Origin of the sequence: Silvimonas terrae (assembly GCF_014202765.1) — a bacterium.
Classification (GTDB): domain Bacteria; phylum Pseudomonadota; class Gammaproteobacteria; order Burkholderiales; family Chitinibacteraceae; genus Silvimonas; species Silvimonas terrae.
In genome coordinates, this window is record NZ_JACHHN010000004.1 from 515,469 (window position 1) to 529,057 (window position 13,589).

Sequence of the window (13,589 nt, forward strand, 5' to 3'; positions counted from 1 at the left end):
AGCCCCAACCGCAACGGCAACTGCCACAGCCACAGCCACAGCCACAGCCAATTCAACACGCATCCCATTGACTCGTCATTCCGGCCTTGAGCCGGAATCCAGCTGCGGTGCATGTACGCTGTTCAGAGTAAATTCGAAGTGAAGCGGTAGGCCACCGCAAGCAGCCCGTTGGGCTGCGGACTGGATTCCCGCCTCCGCGGGAATGACGAAGTGGTGGGCGTGGTGAACCGTTCTTGCAAGCAGGCGGTACTGGGTTGGGATTGCAGTGGCTTGGGCTTGGGCTTGGGCTTGGGCTTGGGCTTGGGCTTGGGCTTGGGCTTTTGATGTTGCCGTTGTTTTTGATGTTGAAGTTGCTTTTGATGTGTCTCCCCTCCGGCAGCGCCGAGCACAGCAGCGAAGTACGGGGGGCCGCCGAGGCGTTTCGGCGCAAGGGTGTTTGAGGCCGAAGGCCGAGTTCCTGCCCCTTGGGGGTACCCCCACAAAGTCGATCATCCCATCGGATGGCAGTGGCAGCGGGGCTGAAGCCAGCCGGACTTTGCGAGAAGCACAGGGAACCCCGAAGGGGCACTGCCGCAGGGTCGCCTTTCTTTTGGTTACTTTTCTTGGGGCCGCCGAGGCTGGCGAAGCAAAGTAACGTGGGCCCGGCACCCCGGGTATCAAATGCTTTTCAACCCCGCGCCGCAGGCGCTAACACACACATCGCCATGGTGGATTGTCGCCAACGCTCCGAATCCACGCGACACCCGCAGCAACATGCCCCCGCCTAATAAACAACCTCATCAGCAGAAACCATCGCCTTCCCCTTCCCCCGCGGCAACAAAATCGTCGCCACCAGCCCCCCGCGCGGGTGGTTAGCCAGCAGCAAATCGCCACCATGCGCATGCACGATATTGCGGGTGATCCCCAACCCCAGCCCCATACCATTGCTGTTGGATGCCCGCCCATGCTCCAGCCGCACATAAGGCTGGAACAGGGACGGTAGTGCTTCTTCCGGCACACCCGGACCATAATCGCGGATGGTGAGTTCGACTTGTTCTTCGGTCTGCGTCACCAGCACCTCGGCCCGGTTGCCGTAAAACAGCGCGTTATCCAGCAGATTGCCCACGGCGCGTTTCAGCGCCAGCGGGCGGGCAAAAACGGACACTGGGCCGCCAGCAAAGGTGGCGTCTTTTCCGGCCATTTGTGCGCCGTTCACGAGGCGCTCGATCAATTTGTCGAGGCGAATCTGTACCGGATTTTCGTGGATATCCGTGTCTTTCACGCTTTGCAGCGCGCCTTTGACCATCACGTCCAGGTCATCCAGGTCTTCATGAAACTCGGCGCGGGTCTGGTCGTCGTCCAGCATTTCCGTGCGCAATTTCAGCCGGGTAATGGGGGTACGCAGGTCGTGGGAAATCGCCGTAAACAAACGCTCGCGGTCTTCCAGATAGCGCTGCGTGCGCTCGCGCATGGCGTTAAAGGCTCGGGCCGTCTTGATGTATTCGCGGCTGCCGGATTCGGGTAACGGCACGGAAGGCATGCCCTGGCCGAAAGCGTCGGCGGCTTTGGAGAGTGCGGCAAAGGGCTTGGTCATCCAGCGCACCACCAGGAGCGACAACAGCAGCACGACGCCCACGGTAATCAGCAGCAACATGATGCGGTCATGCGCCAGCGGTTCATCGCTTTCCATGAAATAGGGGTCTGGCATCAGCGTCGCCAGATACAACCAGTTGCCCGGTTCGATCTCGGCCTGGATCACCAGAATCGGTGCGGGCCGGGGTTTGACCACCAGGGTGTTCTGCACCCAGCCGTCCGGCAGATCATCCAGCGTCACGCCATCGTCGGCCACCGGCAGGTTGTCGGGCCAGGCAAAGCCGACCTGGAAATCCAGCAGCTTGGCGTATTCCCGATGCAAGACGGCGACAATGCGGGCGCACACAGCATCGGCCAGCGGTGAGCCTTTGATGCGCTGGATTGGCACTTCACTGTGATTGACGCTGACAAAAAAGCGCGTGCCGCCCATTTCCCGTAACTGATCAATCAGGATGGGGCGATAGTTGGGGGGCAGGCTGCGAAAAAAGCGCAACGCGGCGGCGGCGCTACCGCCGATGTGTTCGCCGGCGTCCAGCGCCTCGGTCGAGACCTTCTGCCGGACTTCACTGGCCCAGATCAGATTGCCGACCACTTGCGTCAGCAGCACGCCCAGCACCATCACCACCGTCAGCCGCCCCAGTAACGAGGACGGGATCACGCGCAGATACCACGGTCGGCGGCGGCCGCCCTCAGCCATGGCTGACCGCCACTTCGGCCGAGAACACATAACCTGCACCGCGCACCGTCTTGATCAGCGCGGGCTGCTTGCCATCGTCCAGCAGACGCTGGCGCAAGCGGCTGATTTGTACGTCCAGCGAGCGGTCCAGCGGGCCCAGATCGCGGCCACGGGTTTCTTCGGCCAGCACACTGCGGTCAAGAATCTCGCCGGGGTGCTCAACCAGATACTTCAACAGTTGAAAGTCCAGCCCGGTGAGTTTGACAGTCTCGCCCGTCGGGTCAGACAGGGTGCGTTCGACCGTATCGAGCGTAAAGCCGTTGAAGCGGAAATAGCGGGCCGGCGCGCCGTTCTCCACACCCGCGCGGCGGTGGATGGCTTTGATGCGGGCCAGCAATTCACGCGGGTTGTAGGGCTTGCCCAGATAATCGTCGGCCCCCAGTTCCAGTCCGACGATACGGTCGGTGTCGTCCGCGCTGGCGGTCAGCATGATGACCGGCACGCTGGAGCGTTTGCGGATATGTGCACACAGCGCAAAACCGTCGGTGTCCGGCAGCATCACGTCCAGGATCACCAGACTCAGCTCATCCCGGTAGCGTTCGAACTCGGCCATGAAGCTGGCACCGTCATGCGCCAGCCGCACTTCATACTGGTTCTTTTCCAGGTACGCTTTGAGCAACGCCCGGGTTTTCTGGTCATCATCAACGACCAGTATCTTGCGAGTCATAACTGTTTCCTTCCAGCGACAAAGCCCGGATTACTGCGGCAATGCGCCGTTGCAGTTCCGATGTCGGAATGCGGTCATCCAGAAAATAACGGCGGATCAGGCTGACGATGGCGTCTTTGAGTGCCTCATCGGTCGCCATGCGGTGAACCAGACTGGGCGCCTGCACGGCCTGACCACGCCCGAAGGTGGTCCAGGATTGCCGCGCACAGGGGTCCAGTGTGGAGGGGTCGACATCGCGCCGCACCGGGACCGAGCCCTTGATCCGGTTGTACCCGGCCTGGATCGCCGGAGAAGCCACCAGTTGCGCCAGTTTTTCCTGCGCGCTCTGGTTGGCGTAGTCCCCGGTGAACATGACCAGCGTATCAATACTATATAAGTGCGCGTCCGCCGTCCCGGGCACGGCGGTGCAGCCAAACTGGTCACCCGGGGTCAGGCCCATGGCTTGCAACTCCCCTTTGCCCCAGTCCCCCATGATCCACATGGCGGCTTTGCCACGCGCCAGATCAGCGGCTTCATCTTGCCAGGGGCGCTCCGACAGGTTTTGCGGCATCCAGTGTTTTAGCCGGCGCAAGCGTTCCAGTGCCCGCGTCACCCGCACGTCGTACCAGCCGTTGGCGTTGCGGCGAACCAACAGGTCACGGTACATGGCCGGGCCGGTTTCCGACAGCAACAGGGTTTCGAACAGCGTGGCAATCTGCCAGGACTCGGTACTTTGCGCCAGCGGCGTGTAGCCGGCGCGGGACAGCGCATCGGCCACATGTTCAAACTCCGGCCAGGTGCGCGGGGCGGCCAGGCCCAGTTTGGTAAAGAGCGCCTGGTTATAGAACAGCGTGTTGATGCGATGAATGCCCAAAGGCGCAGCCACCACATGCCCACGCATGCGGATGACACTGGCCACCGTCGGGAACAGTTTGTCGTTCCAGTTGCTGCGACGGGCCACGTTATCCAGTTCCAGCAGCAAACCCAGATCAGCCCATTCTGAAATCGCCGGGCCAATCAATTGCGCAGCATCTGGCGCCTTGCCAGACAGTACGCGGCTTTTGAGCACCTTCATGGCGCCCACGCCCGCGCCGCCAGGAATAGCCGCGTCCTGCCAGGTCACGCCTTCGTCCTGCAGGCGATCAGCCAGGTAATCTGCAGCATGCCGCTCACTGGCAGACGTCCACCAGTGCAATACATCCACCGTTTCTTGCGCCCAGGCAGGGGCCCCCAGACACAATGCACCCAGCAGCAGCGCATAAACGCTGTACCGCATGTGCATGCGTCTCCCCCCTTGTGCCAGGTTCTTGCTTGCATCCATCAAGCTCGCCCCGTGTTTTTTTCGCCGCAGAATAACGTAACGTAGCAACCTGTTTTGTAAAGAAAGATTGCGATTACTTGCGATCTCTATTTGCGCCCGGCGGGTGTATCCCGCGAGGAATCCTTGATTGTTACAGTCATTGCCGCCCACAAGGGGCGCCGGAATGTAATAAAAGGTAACATCCCGACCTGACTGATTTGTTATTTTTCACATAATAATCAACATGTTATTTGTTTATTACCAATAAACACAAGCGGTTTTTGTGTCACGCAAAGGTGGATGCTAATTTCCTGGCCATGCCCCCAGCAAAACTTTTACACAGGGGTAAACCTGAGGAGATCGACCAATGCAAAGCAAGAACATCATGCGTGGCGCCATTGTCGCTGCGCTGTTGGCTGCAGGCGCCGCACATGCAGGCACCTTGACCATCGAAAGCTGGCGTACCGACGACAAAAGCCTGTGGGAAGAAGTGCTGATTCCGGCATTCCAGAAACACTACCCGAACATCCAGGTCAAGTTTGCCCCGACCGCACCGACAGAATATGACTCCAGCCTTAACGCACGCCTGGCTGGCGGCACTGCGGGTGACCTGATCACCTGCCGTCCGTTCGACAAATCCCTGGACCTGTACAAGAAAGGCAACCTGGAAAAACTGAACGGCAAGAAGGGTCTGGAAAACTTCCCGGCGTCCGCCAAGGTGGCCTGGGAAACTGACGATGGCAAGGATACCTTCTGCGAACCCATCGCTTCGGTGATCCATGGCTTCTTGTACAACAAGAAGATCTTCAAGGAACTGGGCCTGACCGAACCGAAGACCACGGATGACTTCTTCAAGGTCATGGACAAGGTCAAGGCTTCCGGCAAGTACACCCCGCTGGCACTGGGTACCAACGATCAGTGGGAAGCATCCCAGATCGTTTACACCAGCATTGGCGCTCCGTACTGGAAGGGCGAAGAAGGCCGCAAGGCTTTGATCGCTGGCAAGGCCAAGTTCACTGACCCGGCGTTTGAACAACCGCTGGAAATCGAAGCCAAATACGCACCGTACCTGGCCAAGGGCTACAGCGCTCAAACCTACCCGGATACGCAGAACCTGTTTGCATCCGGCAAGGCTGCCGTGGTGGCCGCGGGCTCGTGGGACATTGGTTACTACAACCAGAACGCCGCTGGTTTCGAACTGGGCGCTTTCCCGCCTCCGGTGCCGAAGGCTGGCGACAAGTGTTACATCTCGGACCATACCGATCTGGGCATGGGCGTGAACAGCAAGTCCAAGAACAAGGACGACGCCTACAAGTTCGTGGAATGGCTGGGTTCGCAAGAGTTTGCTGACCTGTACACCAACAAGGTCACCGGCTTCTTCAGCCTGTCCAACCACCTGATCGCCGTGAAAGATCCGGTTGCCAAGGAATTCCTCGACTGGCGCAAGAGCTGCGGTTCCACCATCCGTGTGAACGCGCAGATCCTGAACCGTGGCACGCCGAACCTGGAAAACGAACTGTGGAACGTGAACTCGCAAGTCATCAACGGCAAGCTGTCGCCGAAAGATGGCGCGGCCCGTCTGCAGTCCGGTCTGGCCAAGTGGTACAAGCCGGCTCAATAAGCTGAGTTAGCGGTATTGCAGGTGGCCGTATGGCGGAACAGCCCATGGGTTCCGCTCGGCCCGGTGCGACGGAGACGTGCCGGTCTGGTCGGCCACCTGTTGTTGTTGTTCTTCCTCTCCATACCCTCGACTGTGAGTTAGGCCGGCGGTTCGCCGCCGGCGTTTTTTTTGGTTGTTTCGCCAGAAAGTGTTTACGCACTCTGGCGCGCAATAGATAAACACAAATAAAGAATCACCGACAAAACGCGGGTGCCGGCAGGTCCGGGCAGTCAAGGGCAACCGCGTTTTGTCGGTGATTCATAGGGAGTTAGGCCATGAAACGTTCGTTTCCCTGGCATATCGTGGTCTTTCTGGCCCCGGCATTTCTGATTTACCTGGTGTTCAGCGCCTGGCCACTGATCGATACCTTGCGTTTGGGGTTCTTCAGCACCAACGACAATGGCTCGCAAACCTGGGCGGGCCTCGCCAATTACCATTCCCTGTTGTTCGACCCGCTATGGTCTGAAGGCTTCTGGAATGCCATGAAGAACAATTGCAAGTTCTTCCTGGTTCACATGTGCATCCAGAACCCGCTGGGTCTGTTACTGGCGGCCCTGCTGTCGATGCGCGGGGTGAAGTTTGCCAAGGGTTATCAGACGGCGATCTTTTTGCCGACGCTGTTGTCCGTTGTGATCATTGGTTTTATCTGGCAGCTGATTCTGTCCCCGCTGTGGGGCGTATCCGAAAAACTGCTGGGCCTGGTGCATCTGGATAGCCTGTTCCAGCCTTTCCTGGGGCAGGAAGAAACCGCGCTCTATACGCTGTCCGCCATGTCGGTCTGGCAGTTTGTCGGTATCCCGATGATGCTGATCTACGCCGCCCTGATTGCCATTCCGGACGAAATCATCGAAGCCGCTTATGTCGAAGGCGCATCTGCCTGGCGCATTTTCTGGACGATCCGCGTACCGCTGATTCTGCCGACGCTGGGTCTGACCACCATTCTGACTTTTGTGGGCAACTTCAACGCGTTTGACCTGATTTACTCGGTCAAGGGTGCGCTGGCCGGCCCCAACTTCAGTACCGATATTCTGGGTACGTACTTCTACCGCGCCTTCTTTGGTTATCAGAGCCAGATTGGCAGCCCGACCATGGGTGCCGCCGTGGCCACACTGATGTTCCTGGTGATCCTGTTTGGCGTGGGCGTGTATTTCTACTTTATCCAGCGCAAGCTGCAACGCTTCAGTTTTTAAGGGGAGGCCACTACACATGTCGCAAAACAAAGCTTCCCGCTTCCTCGGCGCAGGCCTGACGCAGGTCATCCTGGCGGGTTACACAATCCTGGCGCTGTTCCCGATCGCGCTGATCATCATCAACTCGTTCAAGAGCCGCGGCGCCATTTTTGATAACCCGCTGGCCCTGCCGACCAGCGAGACGTTCTCGTTGATCGGTTTCCAGAAAGTGCTGCGCGAGTCCCACTTCACGCTGTATTTCGGTAACAGCCTGACGGTGACGATTACCTCGCTGGTGCTGATTTTGCTGTTTGGCGCGATGGCTGCCTGGGCGCTGTCTGAATACAAGTTCAAGGGCAGCCGGATTCTGGCGCTGTTCTTTGCCTTCGGCATCATGGTGCCCATTCGCCTGGGCACCGTGTCCATCCTGAAACTGATGGTGAGCCTGAGCCTGGTGAACACGCTGACCGCACTGGTTCTGGTGTACGTGGCGCAGGGCCTGCCGCTGGCGATCATGATCCTCTCCGAGTTCATGCAGCAGATTCCCAAAGAGCTGAAAGAAGCCGCCCGTTGCGATGGCGTGGGCGAATTCAAGATCTTCTTCCAGGTGATCCTGCCGCTGATCCGTCCGGCCGTAGCTACGGTGGCAGTGTTTACCATGGTGCCCATCTGGAACGACTTGTGGTTCCCGCTGATTCTGGCACCGGGTGAGGCCACCCAGACCGTCACGCTTGGGGTACAGCAGTTTATTGGTCAATACGTCACCAACTGGAACGCGGTGCTGGCATCGCTGACGCTGGCCGTACTGCCGGTACTGGTGATGTATGTGTTCTTCTCTCGCCAGTTGATTCGCGGCATTACCGCTGGTGCCGTCAAGTGACGGCGCGGTGAGGAGAGAGGTGAGAGGGGTGAGGTGTAAAAACCCGCCCCGGCGCACCAAGTGCCGTAGTGTGGGTTCGGAGCAAAGCGACAACCCACCACTGCAACGGTGGGTTGCTTCGCGAATCCACCCTACAGCCAACAAAACAGAATTCATATCGTAAACGGTCGAGCATCAAAGGTTTTGGGGTTACACCTCACCCCTCACCCCTCACCGTTTGCGACCAATGGGAGCAAACAAGATGTCTCATGTAGCACTGAAAAACCTGACCAAATCCTACGACGGTAAAACCAATGTGCTGTCCGGGATTAACCTGGAAATCAACGACGGCGAATTTGTCGTGCTGGTCGGCCCGTCGGGTTGCGGCAAGTCCACGCTATTGCGCATGATTTGCGGCCTGGAAGAAATCACCGGTGGCGATCTGGAAATTGATCACAACCGCGTCAACGACCTGCCACCCGCCTTGCGCGGTATTGCCATGGTGTTCCAGAGCTATGCGCTCTACCCGCACATGAGCGTGTACAAGAACATGGCATTTGGTCTGAAGGTGGCCGGCAAATCCAAGGATGAAGCCGACACCCGTATCCGCAACGCGGCCAAGATCCTGAAGATTGACCACTTGCTGGAACGTCTGCCGCGCGAATTGTCGGGCGGCCAGCGCCAGCGCGTTGCCATTGGCCGCGCCATTGTGCGTGAACCCAAATTGTTCCTGTTTGACGAACCCCTCTCCAACCTGGACGCCGCCCTGCGCGTGCAAACCCGGCTGGAAATTGCCAAGCTGCACCGCGAACTGGCCGCCACCATTGTCTATGTGACGCACGATCAAGTTGAAGCCATGACCCTGGGCGACAAGATTGTGGTGATGCATGACGGGCTGATCCAGCAAGCCGGTTCGCCGCTGGAACTGTATCAACAACCCGCCAACCTGTTTGTCGCCACCTTTATTGGTTCGCCCAAGATGAACCTGCTGGAGGGCGTGGTGGAAACCGCCACTGCCGACCACCTGATCGTCACCCTGGCCGGCGGCCAGAGCGTGCGTGCCGAGGTCGATGCCAGCACCGCCACCGTGGGCGACCGCGTGACCGTGGGTATCCGCTCTGAACACCTGTGGGAAGACACCAACGGCAGCGAGCGTTTCTCTGGCACCGTGAACCTGGTCGAACACCTGGGTGAATCCAACTTCCTGTACCTGACGCTTTCCACCGGCCAGGACCTGACGGTGCGCGGCCATGGCGATCGGGAAGTGAAGATTGGCGATGTGATCAATATCTCTGCCCCTTCCGCCGCCTTCCATGTGTTTGATCGGGATGGCAATGCATTCAAGCGCCTGAAGCCGGGCAATATGGTGGCTGCCAAGCGCGTGGGGTAAGGGTTAAATGTGTTGTTGCCTTACCAGAGGCTGGACGCCCTGTGTGCTGATGCATGCAGGGCGTTTTTCTTTTGGGGAATGGGTTGCTCAAAGGCGGGTTTCAGCGCCTGCGGCGCAGTCGGTCACAACTGGATTCCCGCCTTCGCGGGAATGACGAAGTGGTAGGCAAGGTAAAACATCCTTGCATGCAACTAGTTTGCGGGGTTGGGGTTGTTTGTTGCCGTTGCTTTTGACTTTCTCCCCCATCAAAGCCCAGCGCCGAGGGAGTGGAGGGAGACCACAGGCTCCCGACCGACTGAGGGGGCCGCCTCCCCGCTGCAACTGCCATTTGGTACGCCAGTATCTTTGTGGGGGTACCCACCGAGGGGCAGGCTGGGGTCGCCTTTCTTTGGGCACTTTCTTTGGCGAGGCAAAGAAAGTGCCGTGCTCCGGACACCCCCGGTATTAAAACACCGCGCCGAGGGCGCTAATAGATGTTCGGGTTTTCCAACGGCCACTAAGGTGGATTGTCGCTGACGCTCCGAATCCACCCTACATCCCAAGGCCACCTGCGGCGGCCGGCTGGATTCCGGCTTCCGCCGGAATGATGAAGTAGTGGGGGGAGCACACGTCCCGCTTCGCATCCCACAAACAAAAAACGCCACCTTCAACAGGTGGCGTTTTTTTGCAGTACCGCAGACTTCAAAAAGCAGATCCAAAGGCTGCTTAAGCCTTCTCCCCACCCCGCATCCGTAAAATCCGGAACACACTCGGCAATTGCCGCAAAGAGCGCATCACCCGTGCCAGATGTATCCGGTTCGAGACCTGCAGCACAAAGGCGATCTGCATGAACCGGTCTCCTTCGTGTTCCGCATTCTGCGTGGCTACCGACACAATATTGGCCTCAGCCTCGGCAATGGCCGCGGAAATCTGCGCCAGGGCGCCCCGCGTGTTCTCGGTCAGCACACGGATCGGTACGTCAAATAGCCGGTTGGAGTCCGGGTCCCACTCCACGTCGATGAATTTGTCGGCATCAATGCGGCCACGCCCGGAAATCTGCGGGCAATCATGGGTATGGACCAACAGACCCTGGTCTTTTTTCACCAGGCCAATAATCGGGTCGCCCGGGATCGGGTTACAGCAACGGGCAAACTGGATCGCCATTCCTTCCGTGCCGCGAATGGTGACAGATGACGTTTTGCGCCCACCCGCCGCAGCCGCAGCGGTGTCGTCCAGCCACTGGCCGGACAACTGCAACAGCCGCTTGGCGACGACCACGGCCAGACGCTGGCCCAGGCCAATGTCTGCCAGCACATCTTCACGCGTGCGGGCGCTGCTTTCTTTCAGATAGCGATCCCAGGTGTCTTCGGTGATCGGCAAGAACTGTTGGTGCAGCGTGGCAAAACCTTGCGCCAGCAAACGCTCACCCAGATGTACCGACTCTTCAAAGCGCATGGTCTTCAAAAAGTGACGAATATGCGAGCGCGCCTTGCCGGTCGACACAAAGGTCAGCCAGGACGGATTGGGCTTGGCGTGCGCGGCAGTGACCACTTCCACCTGGTCGCCACTCTTGAGGCGCGAGCGCAGCGGCACCAGTTCGTGGTTCACTTTGGCGGCAATACAGCGGTTGCCGATGTCCGTATGCACGGCATAGGCAAAGTCCACGCAGGTAGCACCCTGCGGCAGGCTCATGATCTTGCCCTTGGGCGTAAAAACGTACACCTGGTCGGGGAACAGGTCGACCTTGATGTGCTCCAGGAACTCAACCGCGTCGCCGGATTCCGCCTGGATTTCCAGCAAGGATTGCAGCCATTGGTGGGTCTTTTGCTGCACGTCAGAGAAGCTTTCGTCGCCACTCTTGTACATCCAGTGACTGGCCACGCCGGCGTCCGCAATGCGGTGCATGTCCTGGGTGCGGATCTGGATTTCAATCGGCAGACCGTACGGACCAAACAGCGTGGTGTGCAGGCTCTGGTAGCCGTTGGCCTTGGGGATGGCGATGTAATCCTTGAACTTGCCGGGAATGGGCTTGTACAAGGCATGCAGCGCGCCAATGGCCAGGTAACACGTGGGCACGTCTTTGACGATGACCCGGAAACCATAGATATCCAGCACTTCAGAAAACGAGAGGCTTTTTTCCTGCATCTTGCGGTAAATGCTGTGCAGGTTCTTTTCGCGGCCAGAGACTGTGGCCTCGATGCTGGACTCGGCCAGCTTGTTCTTCAGACCATCCAGAATCTTGCCCACCACTTCGCGGCGGTTGCCGCGCGCGGCCTTGAGCGCTCTGGATAAAACTTCATAGCGATTGGGGTAGGTGTACTTGAACGAGAGGTCGTCCAGCTCCAGGTACACCGCATTAAGCCCCAGGCGGTTGGCGATCGGCGCGTAGATTTCCATGGTTTCGCGCGCGATGCGTTTTTGCTTGTCTGGCCGCATCACGCCCATGGTGCGCATATTGTGCAGCCGGTCTGCCAGCTTGATCAGTATGACGCGCAGGTCGCGCGCCATGGCCAGCAGCATTTTGCGGAAGTTCTCCGCTTGCGCCTCTTCCTTGCTCTGGAACTCCAGCTTGTCGATCTTGGACATGCCATCGACCAGTTCAGCCACGTGGCGGCCAAACTTCTCGGTCAGTTCCAGCTTGGTGATACCGCTGTCTTCCATCACGTCGTGCAACAACGCAGCCGCCAGCGCCTGGGCATCCAGATGCCAGGAGGTGAGGATACTGGCTACGGCCAGCGGATGGGAGATATAAGGTTCGCCGCTTTGGCGGCTTTGTCCGCGATGCGCCGCTTCAGAGAATTTGAAGGCGACGGCAAGGAACACCCGGTCTTCGGGTTTGAGGTAAGCGGTGTCTTCGGTCAGGAACCGGTTTGCCGCAGCAATCACCGCTGGCGCTTTGGCAGCCAGGTCGGGTACATCAGCAGCAGCAAGCAACGCTTCCATAAGGGGACACTCCACCCCGGCCGTCGTGGGTGACGGCCGTTTCCATATTCAATATATAGATGTCAGGTGGGGTGAAACGCGCTGCGGATCAAGTGCGACGGTTCAGCATTTCGCGGCCAACCAGGCCGGCAGCCATTTCGCGCAGAGCCAGCACGGTGGGCTTGTCACGGCCCGGAGCATCGACTTGCGGGGTCGAACCGTTGGCGATCTGGCGGGCGCGGTAGGCGGCGGCCAGGGTCAGGTCAAAACGGTTTTCGATGCGGTTCAGGCAGTCTTCAACAGTAACGCGTGCCATATCAGTGATTCTCCAATCTAACCGGGGTCAGGCGTTGCAGCGCTGCCCCAAAAAACCAAAACGGCCATGACGAGAACCCGTTATGGCCTTGAATGGTGCTTATTGTACCAGATCAAGCTTTGAGCGAGTTCACGAGGTCCGCATGACGCACGGCCTGACGATCGCCGCGCAGACGTTCGGCACGCACCACACTGATGATGTCACGCACGGCGTCATCAATATGCTCGTTGATGATCACGTACTGGGCTTCGCTGACATGACCCATTTCTTCACGCGCCTTGGACATGCGACGCTGAATGGCATCTTCCGGATCTTTGCCACGCGCACGCAGGCGCTGTTCCAGGGTGTTGATGGAAGGCGGCAGCACAAAGACACCCACGGAATCCGGGAAGAGCTTGTGGACTTGCTGCGCGCCCTGCCAGTCGATTTCCAGCAGGATGTCACGACCATCGTCAATGACCGATTCCAGCCATTTTTTCGAGGTGCCGTAATAGTTGCCGTACACCTCGGCCCATTCGATGAAATCGCCCGCCTGGATCATGCCTTCAAACGCGGCACGATCAACAAAGTGGTAGTCCTTACCATCCACTTCACCGGCACGCGCCACGCGCGAGGTGTAGGAAACGGAAAGCTGGATTTGCTGGTCAGCGGCAAGCAAAGCCGCAACCAGGGTGGTCTTGCCAGCGCCCGAAGGGGCCGTCACGACAAAAATGGTGCCTTTAGCCATCGATATGAAACCTGTGGGAAAACTTGTCTTGCAGGTTAGCACAAAGACCAGTTGCTGTTTACAAGCATCGGCGCAGAAAGCGGCCTGAGGCCGGGTTGGCGCAGCGCGAGCGGGCAATTCTGACGGGGTCGGTCATCACCGTGCATTTTTCGCATAACTAATTATTAGATACCTTGTTCAAATGCCTGTCGGATCGATTTCAGGTGAAATCGTTTGCACGAAATGTTGCTACTGTCCATTTTTTGCAACATTTTTTAACAGGCACCCAAAACGCCAAAAAAAGTAGCAAAGCAGCCTCCGACTACAGAGAACA

10 protein-coding genes are annotated in these 13,589 nt (G+C 58.5%); 4 read left to right on the top strand and 6 right to left on the bottom strand.

Annotated features, from left to right (window positions below; genetic code table 11):
- Nucleotides 1–763: 763 nt before the first annotated feature.
- Genes HNQ50_RS12395 through HNQ50_RS12405 form a run of 3 tightly spaced genes read right to left on the bottom strand, consistent with a single transcriptional unit; the run spans nucleotide 764 to nucleotide 4,230 of the window.
- Nucleotides 764–2,269 carry an ATP-binding protein gene (locus HNQ50_RS12395; RefSeq protein ID WP_184101134.1) on the bottom strand — a complete coding sequence of 502 codons (1,506 nt, stop codon included), beginning with the start codon at nucleotides 2,267–2,269 and terminating at the stop codon, nucleotides 764–766.
- Nucleotides 2,262–2,975, bottom strand: coding sequence for a response regulator (locus HNQ50_RS12400; protein WP_184101136.1), 714 nt, complete (start codon nucleotides 2,973–2,975; stop codon nucleotides 2,262–2,264). The genes HNQ50_RS12395 and HNQ50_RS12400 overlap by 8 nt, the downstream gene beginning before the upstream one ends.
- Entirely contained in the window at nucleotides 2,950–4,230 is a 1,281-nt protein-coding gene (locus HNQ50_RS12405) for an ABC transporter substrate-binding protein (protein ID WP_184101138.1), read from the bottom strand. Before HNQ50_RS12405 ends, HNQ50_RS12400 begins: the two co-directional genes overlap by 26 nt.
- 391 nt (nucleotides 4,231–4,621) lie before the next feature.
- On the opposite strand from HNQ50_RS12405, the gene HNQ50_RS12410 reads away from it, so the two are divergent.
- The 4 genes from HNQ50_RS12410 to HNQ50_RS12425 all read left to right on the top strand — a co-directional run bounded on the left by HNQ50_RS12410 (nucleotide 4,622) and on the right by HNQ50_RS12425 (nucleotide 9,332).
- Nucleotides 4,622–5,875: an ABC transporter substrate-binding protein gene (locus HNQ50_RS12410; RefSeq protein ID WP_184101147.1), complete on the top strand. Its 1,254-nt coding sequence runs from the start codon at nucleotides 4,622–4,624 to the stop codon at nucleotides 5,873–5,875.
- Nucleotides 5,876–6,189: 314 nt separating this feature from the next.
- On the top strand, nucleotides 6,190–7,104 hold the full coding sequence (locus tag HNQ50_RS12415; protein WP_184101150.1) for a carbohydrate ABC transporter permease: 915 nt from the start codon (nucleotides 6,190–6,192) through the stop codon (nucleotides 7,102–7,104).
- 16 nt (nucleotides 7,105–7,120) lie between these two features.
- On the top strand, nucleotides 7,121–7,963 hold the full coding sequence (locus HNQ50_RS12420; protein WP_184101152.1) for a carbohydrate ABC transporter permease: 843 nt from the start codon (nucleotides 7,121–7,123) through the stop codon (nucleotides 7,961–7,963).
- Between the two features lie 241 nt (nucleotides 7,964–8,204).
- On the top strand, nucleotides 8,205–9,332 hold the full coding sequence (locus HNQ50_RS12425; protein WP_184101154.1) for an ABC transporter ATP-binding protein: 1,128 nt from the start codon (nucleotides 8,205–8,207) through the stop codon (nucleotides 9,330–9,332).
- A 705-nt stretch (nucleotides 9,333–10,037) separates the two neighbouring features.
- Here the strand turns inward: HNQ50_RS12425 and HNQ50_RS12430 are convergent.
- From HNQ50_RS12430 to gmk, 3 genes are all read right to left on the bottom strand, one after another.
- Nucleotides 10,038–12,254, bottom strand: a complete 2,217-nt coding sequence (locus HNQ50_RS12430; protein ID WP_184101156.1) for a RelA/SpoT family protein — start codon at nucleotides 12,252–12,254, stop codon at nucleotides 10,038–10,040.
- An 88-nt stretch (nucleotides 12,255–12,342) separates the two neighbouring features.
- Nucleotides 12,343–12,549 (bottom strand): DNA-directed RNA polymerase subunit omega, encoded by a 207-nt coding sequence (gene rpoZ, locus HNQ50_RS12435; protein ID WP_184101158.1) that lies wholly within the window; start codon nucleotides 12,547–12,549, stop codon nucleotides 12,343–12,345.
- Between the two features lie 112 nt (nucleotides 12,550–12,661).
- Nucleotides 12,662–13,276, bottom strand: coding sequence for a guanylate kinase (gmk, locus tag HNQ50_RS12440; protein WP_184101160.1), 615 nt, complete (start codon nucleotides 13,274–13,276; stop codon nucleotides 12,662–12,664).
- Nucleotides 13,277–13,589 lie beyond the last annotated feature (313 nt).

Bases quoted from the DNA above. Each gene is read 5' to 3' on its own strand.
- HNQ50_RS12395 (WP_184101134.1), bottom strand. From the start codon at position 2,269: ATGGCTGAGGGCGGCCGCCGCCGACCGTGGTATCTGCGCGTGATCCCG.
- HNQ50_RS12400 (WP_184101136.1), bottom strand. From the start codon at position 2,975: ATGACTCGCAAGATACTGGTCGTTGATGATGACCAGAAAACCCGGGCG.
- HNQ50_RS12405 (WP_184101138.1), bottom strand. From the start codon at position 4,230: ATGCGGTACAGCGTTTATGCGCTGCTGCTGGGTGCATTGTGTCTGGGG.
- HNQ50_RS12410 (WP_184101147.1), top strand. From the start codon at position 4,622: ATGCAAAGCAAGAACATCATGCGTGGCGCCATTGTCGCTGCGCTGTTG.
- HNQ50_RS12415 (WP_184101150.1), top strand. From the start codon at position 6,190: ATGAAACGTTCGTTTCCCTGGCATATCGTGGTCTTTCTGGCCCCGGCA.
- HNQ50_RS12420 (WP_184101152.1), top strand. From the start codon at position 7,121: ATGTCGCAAAACAAAGCTTCCCGCTTCCTCGGCGCAGGCCTGACGCAG.
- HNQ50_RS12425 (WP_184101154.1), top strand. From the start codon at position 8,205: ATGTCTCATGTAGCACTGAAAAACCTGACCAAATCCTACGACGGTAAA.
- HNQ50_RS12430 (WP_184101156.1), bottom strand. From the start codon at position 12,254: ATGGAAGCGTTGCTTGCTGCTGCTGATGTACCCGACCTGGCTGCCAAA.
- rpoZ (WP_184101158.1), bottom strand. From the start codon at position 12,549: ATGGCACGCGTTACTGTTGAAGACTGCCTGAACCGCATCGAAAACCGT.
- gmk (WP_184101160.1), bottom strand. From the start codon at position 13,276: ATGGCTAAAGGCACCATTTTTGTCGTGACGGCCCCTTCGGGCGCTGGC.